At 68.1% G+C, this 13,822-nt stretch carries 12 protein-coding genes and 4 pseudogenes; 9 read left to right on the forward strand and 7 right to left on the reverse strand.

All coding sequences use genetic code 11. The annotated features are described in order from the left end of the window. Both AC13HU_RS16440 and AC13HU_RS16445 read right to left on the reverse strand, forming a co-directional pair. The coding region (locus tag AC13HU_RS16440) for a hypothetical protein (protein ID WP_483042618.1) at positions 1 to 508 on the reverse strand (508 nt) is incomplete at its 3' end. Next, the gene (locus AC13HU_RS16445) at positions 505 to 1,080 is read right to left on the reverse strand and encodes a DUF6907 domain-containing protein (protein WP_483042619.1); all 576 of its coding nucleotides are present in this window, start codon (positions 1,078 to 1,080) and stop codon (positions 505 to 507) included. The genes AC13HU_RS16440 and AC13HU_RS16445, both read right to left, overlap by 4 nt. A gap of 436 nt (positions 1,081 to 1,516) precedes the next feature. On the opposite strand from AC13HU_RS16445, the gene AC13HU_RS16450 reads away from it, so the two are divergent. The 6 genes and pseudogenes from AC13HU_RS16450 (at position 1,517) to AC13HU_RS16475 (ending at position 6,857) form a co-directional block, all read left to right on the forward strand. After that, a complete protein-coding gene (locus tag AC13HU_RS16450; RefSeq protein ID WP_483042620.1) occupies positions 1,517 to 2,338 on the forward strand; it encodes a helix-turn-helix domain-containing protein in 822 nt (273 codons plus the stop codon). Continuing rightward, the gene (locus AC13HU_RS16455; protein WP_483042621.1) at positions 2,335 to 2,550 is read left to right on the forward strand and encodes a DUF397 domain-containing protein; all 216 of its coding nucleotides are present in this window, start codon (positions 2,335 to 2,337) and stop codon (positions 2,548 to 2,550) included. The genes AC13HU_RS16450 and AC13HU_RS16455 overlap by 4 nt, the downstream gene beginning before the upstream one ends. A gap of 89 nt (positions 2,551 to 2,639) precedes the next feature. Beyond that, positions 2,640 to 2,915, forward strand: coding sequence for a DUF397 domain-containing protein (locus tag AC13HU_RS16460; RefSeq protein ID WP_483042622.1), 276 nt, complete (start codon positions 2,640 to 2,642; stop codon positions 2,913 to 2,915). 56 nt (positions 2,916 to 2,971) lie between these two features. Further along, a pseudogene (locus AC13HU_RS16465) lies at positions 2,972 to 3,436 on the forward strand (MerR family transcriptional regulator); the annotation flags it as partial. A gap of 565 nt (positions 3,437 to 4,001) precedes the next feature. Continuing rightward, a complete protein-coding gene (locus AC13HU_RS16470; protein ID WP_483042626.1) occupies positions 4,002 to 6,305 on the forward strand; it encodes an RHS repeat-associated core domain-containing protein in 2,304 nt (767 codons plus the stop codon). An 18-nt stretch (positions 6,306 to 6,323) separates the two neighbouring features. Further along, positions 6,324 to 6,857 carry a hypothetical protein gene (locus tag AC13HU_RS16475; protein ID WP_483042623.1) on the forward strand — a complete coding sequence of 178 codons (534 nt, stop codon included), beginning with the start codon at positions 6,324 to 6,326 and terminating at the stop codon, positions 6,855 to 6,857. A 119-nt stretch (positions 6,858 to 6,976) separates the two neighbouring features. Here the strand turns inward: AC13HU_RS16475 and AC13HU_RS16480 are convergent. Continuing rightward, a pseudogene (locus AC13HU_RS16480) lies at positions 6,977 to 7,918 on the reverse strand (tyrosine-type recombinase/integrase); the annotation flags it as partial. Positions 7,919 to 8,419: 501 nt separating this feature from the next. On the opposite strand from AC13HU_RS16480, the gene AC13HU_RS16485 reads away from it, so the two are divergent. The 3 genes from AC13HU_RS16485 to AC13HU_RS16495 are packed head-to-tail and all read left to right on the forward strand — an operon-like array spanning position 8,420 to position 10,774. Beyond that, a complete protein-coding gene (locus AC13HU_RS16485; RefSeq protein WP_483042624.1) occupies positions 8,420 to 9,430 on the forward strand; it encodes a DUF6192 family protein in 1,011 nt (336 codons plus the stop codon). A 3-nt stretch (positions 9,431 to 9,433) separates the two neighbouring features. After that, the gene (locus AC13HU_RS16490) at positions 9,434 to 9,862 is read left to right on the forward strand and encodes a RacP protein (protein WP_124287025.1); all 429 of its coding nucleotides are present in this window, start codon (positions 9,434 to 9,436) and stop codon (positions 9,860 to 9,862) included. Between the two features lie 57 nt (positions 9,863 to 9,919). After that, positions 9,920 to 10,774 carry an IS5 family transposase gene (locus AC13HU_RS16495; protein ID WP_405683564.1) on the forward strand — a complete coding sequence of 285 codons (855 nt, stop codon included), beginning with the start codon at positions 9,920 to 9,922 and terminating at the stop codon, positions 10,772 to 10,774. A gap of 132 nt (positions 10,775 to 10,906) precedes the next feature. On the opposite strand, the gene AC13HU_RS16500 is transcribed toward AC13HU_RS16495, so the two are convergent. From AC13HU_RS16500 to AC13HU_RS16515, 4 genes and pseudogenes are all read right to left on the reverse strand, one after another. Continuing rightward, positions 10,907 to 11,458 (reverse strand): DinB family protein, encoded by a 552-nt coding sequence (locus AC13HU_RS16500; RefSeq protein WP_266646496.1) that lies wholly within the window; start codon positions 11,456 to 11,458, stop codon positions 10,907 to 10,909. A 177-nt stretch (positions 11,459 to 11,635) separates the two neighbouring features. Next, positions 11,636 to 12,034, reverse strand: a pseudogene (locus tag AC13HU_RS16505) (tyrosine-type recombinase/integrase); the annotation flags it as partial. After that, a pseudogene (locus tag AC13HU_RS16510) lies at positions 12,034 to 12,257 on the reverse strand (helix-turn-helix domain-containing protein). The pseudogenes AC13HU_RS16505 and AC13HU_RS16510, both read right to left, overlap by 1 nt. After that, the gene (locus AC13HU_RS16515) at positions 12,257 to 13,702 is read right to left on the reverse strand and encodes a replication initiator (protein ID WP_483042625.1); all 1,446 of its coding nucleotides are present in this window, start codon (positions 13,700 to 13,702) and stop codon (positions 12,257 to 12,259) included. The pseudogene AC13HU_RS16510 and the gene AC13HU_RS16515 overlap by 1 nt, the downstream one beginning before the upstream one ends. Positions 13,703 to 13,822: the final 120 nt, after the last annotated feature.

Raw genomic sequence — 13,822 nt, forward strand, 5'->3', positions numbered from 1 at the left:
GGGGAGCGTAGAGCATGCCGTGTACGCCGCCGGGGCGGGGTCGGGCGACGCGGACGGCGGTGTGGCTGCGCCGCAGGTACGGGCACAGGCGGAGCGAGGCGAGCGCGCAGGGGCGGCACACCGGGGGATGGGTGGCGCCCATCTCCTCGGGCCAGCCCGGCCAGTCGTCGTGGTCGTCGCCGAGCAGCCACAGCACGCCGCGCTCGTCCCGGTCGGCGGGCCCCGCGCACACCTGGCACAACAGCATCCGCATCGCCCGCCGTTGTCGAGCCGGATGCACAGCGCCGAACGAGGGCTTGCCGCGCCCCCGCGCCAGCCCCGCGCGCAGCCACAATGCGCCCTCGCGGTCACGGTCATGGGGCGTCTCGTCCAGGTACGCGATGCCGCATCCGTCGGGACGCAACGTCAGCACCCCGGGAGTGCGTTCCTCCGCGCTCCACGTCGCGATGTAAGGAACGGCGGGGGTAGGGGAGTTGCCGGCGGTCGTACGGATTCGGGCGGCGCTCATGTGCGGCTCCCCGAGGGGCGTACGACGATGACGTCCGCGGTGTTCTGGTGGGCCGCCGCCCAGTCCGCCCGCGCCGCGAGCAGCGCCGGGTGCACCTCGTACGCCAACCGGTCCGCCTGCGAACGGAGTTGGGCCGCCAGCCGCAACACGTCGCCCGGACCGAGGTCGCCGATCCAGCACTCCGGCGTGAGATTGACGCTCACCGTCGGCACCCGGGGGTCCGGGTCGGCGGCGAACGGTACGCAGTCCATGCTGCCGCACAGCACTTGCACGTCGGCGGGCTCGCCATCCTCGTGCCCGGCGCGCCGTACGTTCCGCACGGTCTGGCCCTCGAAGTCGGCGTAGTGGTGCACGTCCACCAACCGCGCGGCCAAGTACTCGATCGGCACGTCCACTTCGCTCGGGTCCTCCGCCGCCCACGGCGGCAGATACCCGCTCACGGTGTGCCGGCTCGTCGTGCTGATCCGCCACTCACGCGCCTGCGGCACCCCGGCAACCGGTAAAGCGTCGCCCCCCTTGCTCGGCCCATCCGGCAACGTCAGCTCGGTGGTGTCCACGGTGGTGTGTTCCATCTGCAATTTCCCTTTCTGCGCGATTCTTTCCGGAGTGAGCTTTCCGAGTGCCCACGCATGCCCGCGCATACGGGTGAACGGCTCGCCCTCCGTGCCTTCCGGCCGGCCTTCGACGCGTAGTTCCCACACCCCGAAAGCGGCCTCAGCCGAGGCGATCTCCGAGGGGCGCGCCTGCCGCACGCTGCACGGTTCCGCCACCCACAGCCCCCTGTTCCCCGGGCGCCGCAGCGACAACAACCCCGCACTTCCACGCATTACTTCGCCCAGGTCGCCAGTGCGGGTGTCCACCACCCAGGTCCCTTCGGGGTACGGCATGAGGGTCGCCTCTCCGTGATCGCGTCCTCGCTGTGCGTTTCCAGCGTCGCGCCTGACGGGTACCGTCGCCAGCGAAAACTGGGTTCCAAAGGGGCCCGAACTCAGAGCGAGGAGGGAGCCCATGAGCGCATTCGCATCCCAACGCCAGGACGGTGCCGCCTACTTCGGGCAAGAGGTGAGGTTCGCCCGGGAGCAACGCGGCATGACCCAGGCGCAGTTGGCAGCCGAAACCGGGTACGAACGCCCCTACGTCACCCGCGTCGAGAGCGGCAAGCTCCTCGCGTCCGAACAGTTCGCGGAAGCGTGCGACCGCATCTTCGGCACTCCCGGGTTCTTCGCGCGCCTACGGGTCCGCGTGAGCGAGCGCGGCCACCCGGGCTGGTTCATCCCGTACGTCAATCTGGAGCGCGAGGCGACGGTGATCCTGAACTATTCACCAATGGTCGTTCCGGGCGTTTTTCAAACGCGGGAGTACGCGACGGCCATCTTCGCTCAGGCGCATCCGCGCGAGGAGTCCGGGCAGATCGCCATTCGCGTTGAGGCGCGTCTGGCTCGACGTGCGGCGCTGAAGCAACGTGTCGAGCAGCCCCTCATGTGGATCGTCCTGCACGAAGCGGCGCTGCGAACGATCGTTGGAGATCGTGAAGTCATGACCTCCCAACTTGCACGATTGCTGGCTGAGGCAGAGCGCAAGCACGTCACCCTCCAGGTCTCGCCCTTCGACCAGGGCCTGCCCGGCGGCCCCACGCTGTTCACGTTGCTGTCGATGGAAGACGGCAGCGCCTGTCTCTACTCGGAAACGATGCAGTGGGGGCACGTTGATGACTCATCGTCGACTGTCGCCGACGCACAGGAGCAGTACGATCGGCTGCGTGCCGCCGCGATGCCTCCCAGGGAGTCGCTGGGGTTCATCCGCGATCTAATGGAGGAGTACAGCCAATGAGCGCAACCCCGGACCTGTCCGCCGCGACCTGGACGAAGAGCAGCCACAGCTCCGGCAACGGCGGCGAGTGCGTCGAGTTCGCTCCGAACGTTTCCGGCGTCGTCCCCGTACGCGACTCGAAGGACCCGCAGGGCCCCGCGCTCGCCTTTTCCGCGGACGCGTGGACCTCGTTCGTCGGAGCGGTCCGCGCGGGGGAGTTCCCCGCCGTCTGACCGTGGCCGGATTGCCCTCTTGCCGGTGGGTGCCCCGGGCGGGACGCTGCACGCGTACCGTCCCGGCCCACCCGCGGAGGAGCGTACGCATGCACACGGAGCGGGAGTTGAGCCGCGCCCACTGGCGTAAGTCGTCCTACAGCAACGGCAACGGCGGCAGTTGCGTTGAAGCCGCGGCCGTATGGCGCAAGTCCTCCCACAGCAATGCGAACGGCGGCTCGTGCGTCGAGTTCGCTCCGCACGCCGACGGGGTCGTCCCCGTACGCGACTCGAAGGACCCGCGCGGACCGCAGCTGACGTTCTCCGCTGCCGCGTGGACCTCGTTCGTGGAGGCGGTCCGCGCGGGCGAATTCCGCGCCGTCTGAACGTTTCCCGGCGAGCGGGTTGAACCTCACGTCGGGTGAGGCCGCATCGTTGCCGTATGACCACTTCTGCCACCTGGAAGGTGGGCCGGCTTGCCGAGGCGAGCGGCCTGACCGTGCGCACGCTGCACCACTGGGACGCCATCGGCCTGCTCAGCCCGTCGCAGCGCACCGCGGGCGGGCACCGGGAGTACACCGAGGAGGACCTCGGCCGGCTCTACCAGGTGCTGGCGCTGCGCAGTCTGGGGCTGGCCCTGGACACCATCGGCGTGTGCCTCGACGCCGGGGTGGACCCGGAGCGACTGGTCCGGGACCACCTGGCGGGCGTGGACGCGTCCATCGCCGCGCTCGGTGTGCTGCGGGACCGGCTCGCGCGGCTCGGTGAGGAGTTGTCGGCCGAGCGGGCCCCTACGGCCACGGATCTGCTGGACGCGCTGCGGGCGATCGGCGGGCTCGGCCCGGAGGGGGAGCACGCGCTGGGCCGCCATCTGGACGACGACCAGATCCAGGTCCTGCGGACGCGTGCCCGCCGACCAGCAGACCGCTGACAACCAGCTCGCCAAGTGGACTTACGACTCGGTGCAGTTGGGTCAACCGACCTCTTCGATCCGCTACGTCGGCGGCTCCGGGTCAGCCGGCGCCGCCTACATGTCGCAGGTCGGAACCTACGACGCCATGTACCGCCCGGTCCACACCCGGGTCGTGATCCCGTCGGTTCCCGGCGAGGAGGCACTGGCCGGTTCCTACGTCTCCGACTCCTCCTACTACCTCGACGGCACGCTCGACGACGCCACCGACCCTGCCGCAGGAGGCATGCCGCAAGAAACGCTGAGCTACGGCTACAACAGCCTGGCCATGCCGGACACGCTCAAAAGCGACGCCTACAACTACGTGCGCGACACGCAGTACACCGAACTCGGCCAACTCGCGCAGATCACCATGGCCACGGCCAAGCAGGTACAGGAGACCAATTCCTACGAGGACGGCACGAACCGTCTGACGAGGCAACTGGTCACCGATGACAGCGCCGCCGACAGCGGAATCGTCCAGGACTCGCACTACGCCTACGACGACTCCGGCAACCCGACGATGGTCGACACCCGCGCGAACAGTGTCGACGACACCCAGTGCTACCACTACGACGGGCACGACCGGCTCACCGCGGCGTTCACCACCACCGACACCTGGCAGACCACCAACGCCTGCACCACCGCACCGACCGGCACCACCCTCGGCAGCGGCCCGGCACCGTACTGGCAGAGTTACTCCTACGACGTACTGGGCAACCGCAAGGAACTCCTCCAGCACGCCACGCCCCCCGACGCCGGTGACACGACCACCGACTACGGCTACGGCGCTCCGGCCGATTCTCCGAACGGCCCGCAGCCGCACACGCTGACGAGCAGCACCACCTCAACTCCGAGCGTCACCAGTACCGACAGCTACGTCTACGACGCGGACGGCCACACCACCAGCCGCGACCTCAACGGGAGTACGCAGAGTCTCCTCTGGGACGACGAAGGCCACCTCACGTCGGACAAGCTGGCCGACGGCACCACGGCCTCCTATCTCTACGACGCCGACGGCAACCGCCTGCTGACCCGTGATGCCACCGGCACCACGCTCTTCCTCGGTGACACCGAGGTCCATCTGGACAAGGGCACGACCAGCACCACCGCCACCCGCTACTACACGTGGCTCGGCCAGACCATCGCCGTGCGCACCACCGGCGGCACCTTCCAGTGGGTCCTGGACGACGCCCACAACACCGCGACCACCCAGATCGACGCCACCACCCAGGCCGTCACCTACCGCCGCACCGACCCGTTCGGCAACGACCGCGACAGCAGCATGGGCCCCTGGGCCGGCGACCACGGCTTCGTCGGCGGCGTGCAGGACGCCACCACCGACCTGACCCATCTCGGCGCCCGCGACTACGACCCGACCACCGGCCGCTTCATCTCCCTCGACCCCCTCCTCGAGCTCACGGATCCCCAGCAGATCAACGGCTACGCCTACGCCGCGAACAACCCGGTCACCGGCGCGGACCCCGATGGCCTCCGCCAGGAGGAGTGCAGCACCGGCGAGGAGAAGTGCACCGGCGACAACCAACACGTCGGCGACAACGTGACCACCGCGAACGACGACTGCAAGGACGTGAACTGCTCTGACGCACCGGCGCACTTCGATGCGTCACCGGCGAATACGGCCCTTCCGTCCACGGAGGAGATCTACCCCACCGTCATCGTCCCGACGGACTGGAAGAACCGGGAGAAGTTCGCCGAAGCACTCGACAAGCGCATCGGCGAGGACTGCAAGTTCAGCGACTTCTACTGCGACGACCCCACCTCCGCCGACAGCGCCGACGGCCAGGCAGTCCTCAATCAGACCCTGACCACCGACGTCTTCATGGCGTGCAGCGACGTCGGAGGCTGCCCAGCAGCAATCAAAGGCAGCAGCACGAGTGCAGTCGTCGGTGCCAACGCCGCAGCGCTGGCCGGCCCCGGTGACATCCGTGGTGAGGGGGAGATGCTCAAGGGTGAGCGCGGCGGCACTGGCTGTCGGAACAGCTTCAGCGGCGACACCAAGGTCCTCACGTCCGGCGGCGACAAGAAGAAGATCAAGGACCTGAAACTCGGCGACGAAGTCGAGACAGCCGACCCGTCCACCGGCAAACACCAAGGCCCGCACAAGGTCACCGCCACCCACCTCAACCACGACACCAACCTCGTTGACCTCACCGTCCAGACGAGCCCTGGCCACACCACCGTCCTGCACACCACGACGGAACACCCCTTCTGGGACGACACCCGCCACCAATGGGTGCCCGCCGAAGAACTCACCCCGGGCGACGCACTCAACACCGCCACCAACCACCACGTCCACGTCGCCGCAGTCCACCCCCTTTCGGGCGCGGCCGACATGTACAACCTCACCGTCGACCAACTCCACACGTACTATGTGCTGGCGGGGCAGACGCCGGTCCTGGTGCATAACACTTGCGGTCGCGTCTTCGCGGTGGATTCTTCGGGTGAAGCGACTGCTCTTCCGGTGCATGAGATTGATTCATCTGCCTATCCGGGAGTTGCGGATAACTTCACTAATGCGCTTGCTAACGGAGAGAGTCCAATAGTGACGCGCATGACAGGTCGTTCGGCTATTCGAGCGAATCGAAACGCTGCACAAGCCGGGGCTCCCCGTCCGGGTACCCTTGCGGCTGGCATGTCCTGGGAAGAGTTCCCATTCGCGTCCACGTATGAGGGTGGGTCTGGTGCAACACTCCGGCTTATTCCGCGAAACGAGAATGTGGCTCATGGGCGAGACTCGTTGTGGCCGTTCCTCAGAGACAACGGCATCAATGGTGGGGACCAGTACTATGTGCGTAGGCAATGAGGGACGGGAGCGTTAGGGATGTTGTCGATAGAGCTTGAAGCCCTAGTGGAGCGGCTCGAAGAGATGGCCCGGCCCGTCATCCCCTGGCTGGTGCCAGGCGTCGATGACCGTCAGGTCCAGGCTACGGTGGGCGTGCTTCCCCCGGATGAGGTGACTACCTGGTTCGGGTGGTGCAACGGTGTTGAGCTCCACGAGGGTCAGACTCAAGACGACGTCAACGTAGTCCCGGGTTACGCGCCGATCTCCCTGCGCGAGGCGATGGAAGCGAAGCTGACCCATTCCGGAGATTCCGTCTTGGGAGATCATTGGGTGCCTATCCTTGCTGGCGCAAGTGGAGACATCTACGCTGCCGTATGGCAGCCAGGGAAGCCGGCGCAGGTGGCGGGAGTTCTCGTTGGAGAGGCCACGGAAATTGAATTTGCGAGTGTTGAGCAGATGGTGAATGTATTCAACGAGTGTTACCGCCGAGGGGCATTCTTCGTTGATAGCCAGCGCCACCTGGCGATGGATCCAGACATCTACGACGAGGTGCGCGACGGGATCGTTCGATAGCTCCCCGTGAAGGATCTCGATAGGCTTCAGTGATTAACCTAGTGGCCCCACCGGATTTGTTTTCGGTGGGGCCACCGTGGTGTGCAAGGAGGGTCTGACGGCAGTAGTTGACGGCAACGTCAGCGGACGGCGGCTCCGGCGAGGGGTGGTTCGTCGCCGTTGTCGGGCTTGCCGGTGATCTCGGTGGGGTTGCGGAGGGCGTGGCTGAGGAGGTCGATGGCGTCGCGTTGGAGGCGGAGTCGGACGTGGGCGTAGACGGTGGCGGTGACGCCGATGTGGGCGTGCCCCAACAGCTCCTTGATCACGACGAGTTCGACGCCCTGTTCCAGCAGGAGGGTCGCCGCCGAGTGGCGGAGGTCGTGGAACCGGATGCGGCGGAGCCTGGCTCGGTGGAGCAGGGCATTGAAGTGTCGGGTCAGGGTGGCGCTTTCGATCGGGGAGCCGTCGGGCCGGGTGAAGACGTAGCCGCTCGCCTTCCGGTTCGTCCCTGCCGTTTCGCGTTCCTGATGCTGCCGTTCGCGGTGCTGTGTGAGGGAGTGCAGGCACTCGGTGGGCAGTGCGATCCGCCGCTCCGAGCTCTGGGTCTTCGTCGGGAGGGCTGTCAGGCCGCCGGAGTTGGTGCGCTGGAGGGTGCGGCGGATGCTGGCGGTTCCGCCGGCCAGGTTGAGGTCTTCCCAGCGCAGGCCAAGGAGTTCGCCCTTGCGCAACCCGGTGCGCAGGGCGAGTTCGAACAGCGGCTGCAAGTGGTGACCGCTGGCTGCGGCCAAGAACTCGCGCGCTTCTGCGGCGGTGAGGGGTTCGAAGCGGCGGGGCCGAGGTGTGCCGGTGCGGACGTTTCGGGCGACGTTGCGCGGGATCTCTTCCTCGCGTACGGCGTGCTCCAGGGCGGACTTGAGGACGGAGTGGACGTAGGCCAAGGTCAGCGGCGAGAGCCGCCTGGAGCAGCACGTTCCAGCGGCACAGCAGCGGGGTTGATCGCGGGCGGCGTCGAGACCACGTACGCAGCACTGGCAGGTGGTGCGGAGTTGGTTGAGTGCCTGTTTTCGATCCCCGGTTTTAAGTAGCTTTGGGTCCTAGGCTGGCTGGGTGTCCAAGGGCGCCGGGGAGGCCGGGGATCGGGTGTGTGAGGGCTGCGGTGAACGGTTGCGGCCGGGCGCACGGCCTACTGCCGTGTACTGCTCGGCAGCATGTCGTTCCAGGCAGTGGCGCCGGGAACGGCGGTTGCGCAAGCGGGTGGCCGCGGAGTTGAGTGGTGCCGGCAGAGCCGAGTGCCCCGAGTGCGGGGCGGCTTGGGTGGCCGGGGTGGACCGCCGTTCGAACGCGGTCTACTGCTCGCGGCGGTGCGTCACGAGGGCCTGGAGGGCCCAGAAGGAAACGTTCGGCGAACGGTCACAGTGACCGCATCGCGAACGCATTCGGGACCCAACTTCGGTCAGAATGTGGTCAATTACGGTCGTCCGTTGTGATCGTCGTATTTCCGGTCCGACTCTCGGTCGGGAAGCGAGCCGGGTCTCGCCACGGCCGCTTGGCCGTGCACCGGTCCGCGGTGCGTGGTGAATGCCATGCCCGAAGAGATCGAGTCCGCCGACAAGGTCGGCAGCGTCAGAGGGAACCGCTATGCGGCGATCGTGGCCGAGCTGCGGAAACTGGTCGAGACGTCCAGCCGCATCCAGTTCACGATCGGCGACTGCGCACTCGAGGTCGAGCCGATGCGCGAGGCCGGCGGCCAGGAGCGGGGCGACGAGCTGTTCACGGTCAAGGACTCCCTGTTCCGCCTCGCCGAGGACATCGGACTGTCGTACTCGACGGTGAGGACGGCCAGGTGGGCCGCGTCGAGGTGGCCGGAGGACCGCCGGGTGTCGGGGGTGTCGTTCACCGTCCACAAGGTCATGGCGTCCATCGTCGACGACGAGGAACGGTGGGCCACGATCCTCACCCCGCCGGAGGGCAAGAGCCGGTGGACGCCGGACGAGGCCAACCGGCGGGTCGGCCGGCAGGTCGTCAAGCCCGTCACCCCGCAGGAGAAGATCACCGCGATTCATACCCTGGCCCGCGACGAGGACGTCGCTGCGGCGGTGACCACCGACTTCCTCAAGCGGCCGACGGTCGCGGCGAAAGTGCCCGAGCAGGAGAAAGTCCGAGTCGTGGAGGAGTTCACCCGCGACGAGTCGGTGGCGACCACCGCCGCGACGAGCCTGCTCCGCAGGCCGGACGTCGCCTTCCGGGCGATGTCGGACGACACCGCCCGCCACCAGGTCAACCACGCCCAGGTCGAGCGGGGCCGGCAGGCCCGCGAGCACTTCGAGGGGACCAGCCCCGTCGCCCCCGCCATCCGCAACATCGACCGGTCGGTGGAGTTCCTGGACCTGGTCACCGCCTGCCACTCCTTCGTCGCGGCGGCCGGCCGCGTCGTCCCCGGCCTGCGCGACCGCCAGCTCGGCGACGACGAACGCACCATCGTCCACGAGAACGTCGCCCGCGTCCGGGCGACGCTGGACTGGATCGAGACCGCGGTCGACACCGGCAAGGTCGACGTCGACGGCGAGCTGGCCAAACTGCTGCAAGGCGAGTAGGCGATGCCTCGCGCTTCCGAGCGCAGATCACCCGCCGCCCAGCGACACGCCGACACCGTCCGGTTCGTGCTCTTCGAGGCCCGCCCGGCCGGCCTGACCTTCAACCAGCTGGTCAGATCCAGCGAACTTTCACCCCACCAGACCCGCTCCGGCCTGGCCTGCTTGCGGGACACCATCGCCGAACGCGGCTGGCCGCCCCTGATCTGGACCAGGAAGGACGGCTACAAGTTCTGCGCCGATCCCGCCGAGCTCCAGGCATACGAGGTCGCGGTCATCCGCGGGAAGCTCACCGAGATCCGCCGGTTCATCACCGGGACGGTCGCTCCGCACGCCGCCCTCCAGCCCAAGGGCCGGTGGATCAAACACCTCAACACCCAGCTCAGCTCGGTCGAGTCCACGCTCGACGTCATCGCCGACTTCACCGATGCCTGACCGGTGGGACCGGCCGCGAAGCGGTCGGTCCCACCCCCGTCCTTGAGGGAGGAAACGTTGCCACGGCGACGCTGCTATCCCTCCGACACCTGGGACGACGAATGGGCCCTGATCGAGCCCATGTTGCCGACACCGGCCTGCGAAACGAAGGCAGGCGGCCGTCCCGAGAAGCATCCCCGCCGGGAGATCGTGGACGCGATCCGCTATGTCGTGGACACCGGCTGCAAGTGGCGGTCCCTGCCCAAGGACTTCCCGCCCTGGCGCACGTGTTACGGGTTCATGGCCCGCTGGGCCGCCTGCGGCGTCGTCGGCCAGATCCGCGACCATCTCCGCAAGCGGATCCGCCGCGAGATGGGCCGGGCTCCCGGAGCGGTCGCCACCGTCATCGACTCCCAGTCGATCAAGGCCGCCGACACCGTCGGCAAGGACTCCCGCGGCTACGACGCCGGCAAGAAAATCAACGGCCGCAAGCGGCACCTGGTCGTGGACACCAAGGGCCTGCCCCTGTTCGTCATGGTCACCCCGGCCGACATGACCGACCGCAACGCGGCCAAGGAAGTGCTGTTCCGACTGCGGCTGATGCACCCCGAAATCACCATCGTCTGGGCCGACTCCGCCTATGCCGGACAGCTCGTGACCTGGGCCAAGACCTACCTGGACCTGACGATCAAAACCGTCAGCCGCCCGAAAAACGTCCCTGGGTTCGTCGTTCTGCCCCGGCGCTGGGTCGTCGAGCGCTCACACGCCTGGATCATGCACGCCCGCAGACATGCACGGGACTACGAACGGCTCATCCAGCACTCGGAATCGCTCATCACCTGGGCCGCGATCACGCTCATGACCAGGCGAATCACCCGCCGAAGCTCCCGCAGAAGCGGGCAACCGGACTCTCGCGAAGCGCAACGGGACTGATCGAAACGGCGGTGACGGTCACCACCGCCACCGGGAAATCCCAAATCCGCTGAGCCGCACTTATCCTCCCGCCGCCGTCACGAGCCCGTCAGCCCGCCCGACCAGCGGAGCGAGCACACGAGATACCTCAGTTCACCTCGGCGGATCCTCGCCCGCAAGGCCGTCGACGGATTCGCGGATGAGGTCGGCGTGGCCTACGTGGCGGGCGTACTCCTCAACGAGGTCCAGGAGAATGCGGCGGAGGTTGGGGTGTTCGCCGCTGCGGGTGACATAGGCACCGACCTGATCCAGACCGCCCGCGCTGAGTGCCTTGTCAACGATGGCACGGGAACGGGCGACTGATTCCTGCCAGAGAGTGAGCAGTTGCTCGGGAGTGTCCTTGGCGGCGGAGTGGTAGTCCCAGTCCGGGAAGGTGTCCCAGTCGACGGTATTCCAGGGGGCGCCGACGGAAGAGCCGAGCCACAGCCGTGCAAAGTGGCTGTCTTCTACGTGCGCCAGGTGCTTGAGCAGACCGCCCAGCGTAATGGTGGACGCGCCGACAGTGGCTTGCATGCCAGTTGCGTCCAGGCCGGAGCACTTCCAGGCCAGCGTTGCCCGCTGGCGCTCGAGGGCACCGATGACGGCTGCTGCCTCGGTACCGGCAAGTGGAGGTTCGGGCCACGCTTCCGCAGTGATCTCAGTCATGGCCGCAGACCTTAGCGAACGGCTCCGACAGTCCGGCCCTGCGGACTCCACCCTGGCCAAGTCCGCGAACTGCAACGAACCGATCTCTCGAGAACACAAGACCCGCCGACCACGCTCCAGCTAGGCCCTGTTCGAATTCTGAGCTGGGCGAACGCTCTCCAAGGATCGAAAACAGGCACTGAGCCAGGTGCGGACGTCCTTGGCGGTGAGCTTGGCGAGCTTCTTCTTGCCGAGGCCGGGGATGAGGTAGAGCCGGGTGACGGCGGTGTAGCGGGTGTGGGTGTTCTCGCGGAGGTGGTGGACGGCGACGTTCTCCAGCCAGTACGCCAGGTACGCGGCCAGGTTGCCCTGCGCGGAGGGTGCGGGGAGGCCGCGGTTGCTGGCGGCGATCTTCTCGGTGAGCTTGGCGAGGGCTTCTTTGCGTGTGGTGCCGTAGACGCGGATGCGCTTGCGTGTGTTGCCGGGTGCGAGGACGTATCCGGCGGCTTCCCAGCGGCTGTCTTTGCGCTGGTAGATGGTTCCGTCACCGTTGGCGCGGGCGCGGCGGGAGGTGGGGGTGTCGCGGGGTGTGGTCATCAGGCGGCTTCCTGTTCGAGGCGGGCGTGGATGAAGTCGGTGAGGGCGCGGGTGGGGATGCGGCGGGCGCGGCCGAGGGTGATCGAGGCGAGCTGGCCGGAGCGGAGCAGGTCGTAGACGGCGGAGCGGCCGAGCTGAAGGCGGCCATGACCTGGGGCACCGTCAGCAGATCCAGTACCGGGTCCGCCTCCGTGCGGAGGACAGCGAGCGGGGGCGAGGCCATCAGCAGCCGCCTTCCGCGATGAACTGCCGTTCCAGTTCCTTGCGATGCCACACGCCGGCCGCGAGGAGGGCTGCGCCGGGGCTGTAGCCCGAGCCGAGGTAGTTCCAGTGGCCGACGACGAGCGTGGTCGTTGGGTCGGGCTCGGGCAGGTCGGCGTGGGTGCGGGCCTGTTCGGTGCGCCAGGTGCGGCGGGCGTCGCGCAGGGCGCCGAGGGTGGTGGAGTAGCTGCGGGATTTGGTGGAGAAGTGGCCGCGGAAGCCGAGCATGTGGGCCCACTTCCGGAGCTTGAGGTGGGCGAACTCTGGGCGTTTGCCCAGCTCCCAGCAGGTGCGGATCATCTGCCGGACGTGACGGGCGACGGCGAGGCGGGGCAGCGGGCGGGTCTGTCCGGTTCCTCCGCAGGCGGTGCACGGGAGCGGGGTTCCGTGGGGTAGGAGGGTGGCGCCGCGTCCCTGGCAGGGGCGGCAGAGGAGGGTGTGGTCGAGGGTGCCGGAGGCGTCGGCGGACTTGGTGGCGTACTTGGCCACGTAGGCGGCAACGGCCTGGTCGGTGAGTTCGGCGTCGGTGCCGAAGGAGGCGATCTCGCGGACGTCAAGCTGTTCGCCCCAGGCGAGTTCGCGTTCCCCGACCGCGTTCGAGGTGACGGAGATGCGGGCGCGCGGTGCGGCGGCCCTGATGGCATCGGAGAGCACGGCGACGGTGGCGTCCGGCGGCGGGGGCGCGGTGTTGCCCTCCGGGTCATCGAGCCGGATGACGGCGTGAAAGTGGACCAGGCCGCGCCGCTGGTACTCGGCGACCTTCGCGAAAGACACCCGCAGGACAGCGCGGGCGGCCTTCTGGGTCATGCCGAGCCCGGCGGCGATCTCGCGGCGCAGGTAGGTGGTGAAGCGGGCCCACAGGGCGGAGGCGTGGGCGTTGAACAAGACCGCGCCTTCGTAGTCGTACGTCCCGGGGTTGAGCGGCGTCCCGATCAGAGCGTCGTCAAGTTCGTGGAGCTTGCGGCACCGGCAGGGACGGATGTCGCCGCCGGGGGTGGTGAGGCGGTTGTGGACGGGGCCGAAGGATGGCGGGGTGAGTGTGACGAAGACGCGGGGGTGGGTACGGACGGTGTCGGGCACGGTCTTGCCACCGGAGAGGCCGGAGCGGATGAGGTGGTAGGTGTCGGCGGCGTAGAGGCGGGAGCAGGCCGGGCAGCGGGAAGCGCGGCGGTTGCCGCACGCGGTGAGCAGGCTGCCCGTGGGCTCCTCGGAGGATGTATAGGTGCGCAGCACCTCGCCGGTCGTGGTGTCGACGGTGGTGGTGTGGCCGGTCAGGCGGACGGGTTCGGTGCAGCCGCCGAGGCGTTCGATCTGCTGCTGTGCGCGGTCGAAGTCGGGGTGGTTGACGAGGTGGAGCAGGTCCCGTACGGCGGGGCTTGCCACCTGGTGCGGGTCCAGGGTGACCATCCGGGCGTGTCCCTTCAGTTCGGGTGGGTGGCCCCGAGCAGCAACCAGTCGGTCAGGGAGGCGTGTTGGTGCTGCTCGGGGCATGGCGAACCGGGCCCATGGGCGGGCGTGGTTTCAGCG

Source organism: Streptomyces sp. NH27 (assembly GCF_056859195.1).

Excerpts from the sequence above, each read along its gene's own strand:
- AC13HU_RS16445 (WP_483042619.1), bottom strand. The coding sequence starts at position 1,080 with ATGGAACACACCACCGTGGACACCACCGAGCTGACGTTGCCGGATGGG.
- AC13HU_RS16450 (WP_483042620.1), top strand. The coding sequence starts at position 1,517 with ATGAGCGCATTCGCATCCCAACGCCAGGACGGTGCCGCCTACTTCGGG.
- AC13HU_RS16455 (WP_483042621.1), top strand. The coding sequence starts at position 2,335 with ATGAGCGCAACCCCGGACCTGTCCGCCGCGACCTGGACGAAGAGCAGC.
- AC13HU_RS16460 (WP_483042622.1), top strand. The coding sequence starts at position 2,640 with ATGCACACGGAGCGGGAGTTGAGCCGCGCCCACTGGCGTAAGTCGTCC.
- AC13HU_RS16470 (WP_483042626.1), top strand. The coding sequence starts at position 4,002 with ATGGTCGACACCCGCGCGAACAGTGTCGACGACACCCAGTGCTACCAC.
- AC13HU_RS16475 (WP_483042623.1), top strand. The coding sequence starts at position 6,324 with ATGTTGTCGATAGAGCTTGAAGCCCTAGTGGAGCGGCTCGAAGAGATG.
- AC13HU_RS16485 (WP_483042624.1), top strand. The coding sequence starts at position 8,420 with ATGCCCGAAGAGATCGAGTCCGCCGACAAGGTCGGCAGCGTCAGAGGG.
- AC13HU_RS16490 (WP_124287025.1), top strand. The coding sequence starts at position 9,434 with ATGCCTCGCGCTTCCGAGCGCAGATCACCCGCCGCCCAGCGACACGCC.
- AC13HU_RS16500 (WP_266646496.1), bottom strand. The coding sequence starts at position 11,458 with ATGACTGAGATCACTGCGGAAGCGTGGCCCGAACCTCCACTTGCCGGT.
- AC13HU_RS16515 (WP_483042625.1), bottom strand. The coding sequence starts at position 13,702 with ATGGTCACCCTGGACCCGCACCAGGTGGCAAGCCCCGCCGTACGGGAC.